The organism is Paenibacillus sp. P4_E11, from assembly GCF_056401635.1.
The window spans coordinates 1-2,280 of sequence record NZ_JBFUIX010000345.1 but is presented as its reverse complement, the minus strand read 5'-3'; the positions used below and the strand labels follow the sequence as shown (position 1 = coordinate 2,280).

Below are 2,280 nucleotides of genomic sequence, written 5' to 3'. Positions count from 1 at the left end.
GGACCACGCTTTCCTGCAATACATGTTGAAACGATCGTGATCCTGTAACAGGAGTTGACCCGGAGTACTCGATGGGCTTACGGTTTGCGACCGGCGGCGTCATGTTCGGAAACATCTGTCCGACTGATAAGCGATCGGCCACAACTACCACCTACTCATCCCATATTTTTGATATTTGCTCCAACGGAATGTCTTGCCCGGCAACGTTCACATATTGGTTGCCTTCCTTGATATTGATGGCCGTAACCTTGCCGGTTTTCACGACAGGCTGCTTCGTCTCTGGGTCTGTTAGTGTCCAATTAATCGACTTCCCGATCAAGGAGGAAGACCAACCGATCGACTGCCGCAACATTTTCATTTCCGTCGCCATATTGGACAACTGCTCCACTGATGTGAACTGAGCCATCTGCGCKATAAACTCCTTATCCTGCAAAGGCTGAGTCGGATCTTGGTGGGAAATTTGCGTGATAAGAATCTTCAGAAACTCGTCACGACCGAGATTGTTGGAGCCGGTTTTTCGATTCGTATTGTTATAGTAATAAGATCCGTTAGAAACGCCTACAGGAGATGCYATTGCACTCCTCCTTCTCAAGATGGAGCTTAGTCATTAAGCCGTGACATCGAACGAGCTTCCAGCTAATGCGGCTCTACGAGCAGCCAGTGTAGCTAATTCGGCGTCAAAATCGATCGGAGTCTCATCTCCATCGTTCGATTCGCCTTGCTGCTTCCGTTTGAATTGTTGGGATGATTGCTGCTTTTGCTGTTCTTGGAACATAGCGAATGCAGCTTCTTGCCCTTGTGTCACTTCGAGTCGATCAACCTGCAAGCCTTGGCTTTGCAACACCGCTCTCAACTGTGGCAGTTGACTCTCCAACAAATCTTTCCCATGAAGCGAGTCTGCGACGAACTGTGCAACCAGATGGCCATTCTGCATCGACATCTTCACATCCACTTGTCCCAAGTGATCCGGCATCAAAGTGATCTTGATTTCGGAATGCCCGTTTGTCGATTGCAAATTCATTGATTTCATCAATTGCGACATTTCCTGTGCGAATCGGTTAGCAGACACTACAGGAGTGTCTCCTTTGACGATTGTTTCAGATGAGGTCGGCATCCGGAATACGGCTTGACCTTGCGTTGAATCCTTGGATTCTGCCTGACCAKCAGTAACTTCTACAGGTACATCAACCTCTGTGCCAAGTGCAGCTGTCGAAGAGCTTACTGCAACCGGTGTGACCGGAGCTTGCAGGACAGCCTTCGCGGCCAGYCAGCTAAGACCTGATGTGCTTCGAGGATCGCTGACGATCTGAACAAGCGGTTGTGCTCCTGATACGGATCCAGTTGACTGCTCCTTACCACTCTTGCGCGTTAATGGCAGATGCGAATCTCCTCTAACAACTTGTGGTTGACTCTGCACGGCAACAACAGCTGTGTTCGATGAGGCTTGCGCGGCTACTGTCGCCACTTGATTCGAGACGGTAGCGGACACTTCAGTGAGAAGGGGCTTCAGCACAGTGAGCAACTCTTGGAAACTTGGCTGAGTTGAACCCGATTGCTTCGTTTGTTGTTCCCCAATTACTTCAAGCGCCTGCAGCAATTGCTGGACGGATGCATTTCTTGGCTGGCTAGCTTCAACGGTAGAACCAGATGTCATAGTAGCCGCTTCAGGATTTGCACTTGCATCAGGTTGCGCGGACGTCCATTGCAACAGCAGCAATTGCAATTGAGCCAGTGCGGACGTATCGACATTACCTGCAGCATCAGGATCAGAGTCACTCGAGTTCTCCTGATTCTGAGCACCATTCAGCAATTGCGCAAGCAATTGCAGCAACGCTTCTGCAGTGTTTGGCAATTGTTCCTGACTCGTTTCAGCAGTACCTATGAGTAACCCTGGCATTAACGTGCCTGTTAATGCGGCTGATGTGCTGTTGGATTCTGCTGCTGTTCCGCTTTGCAGCACTTGAACGAGCGTCTTGGTAAAGTTGGCGTTGTCAGTTGCTGTAGAATTGCTTGAGCTTGTCGTTGCTGAATTTCCACTATTCGTTGCGACTGTATTGCTTGCTTGCATACGTACGGTTTCCATTGTATATTTCACCTCCTTTCCATGCTTAAAGGCTGGTTAGAAAGTTGATTCAGATTAGGCTAATTCTCTTTGGGAAGCAGAGTTGATAATGTAGCAGCGACGGGTTTGTTCGTCTTTGTCATTTCAGCTAGAACGCGTGCACGTGCCGCACTGTCCATCTTGCTCAGAATATTAAGCACTTTCGGCTGGTTCAACGC

General features: G+C 49.1%; 2 protein-coding genes. Both read right to left on the bottom strand.

Annotated elements, in window-relative coordinates; all coding sequences use genetic code 11:
* Positions 1 to 151 precede the first annotated feature (151 nt).
* Positions 152 to 592: a flagellar hook capping FlgD N-terminal domain-containing protein gene (locus tag AC1DWB_RS33805; protein ID WP_477545459.1), complete on the bottom strand. Its 441-nt coding sequence runs from the start codon at positions 590 to 592 to the stop codon at positions 152 to 154.
* Between the two features lie 15 nt (positions 593 to 607).
* A complete protein-coding gene (locus AC1DWB_RS33800; protein ID WP_477545458.1) occupies positions 608 to 2,083 on the bottom strand; it encodes a flagellar hook-length control protein FliK in 1,476 nt (491 codons plus the stop codon).
* Between the last annotated feature and the right edge of the window lie 197 nt (positions 2,084 to 2,280).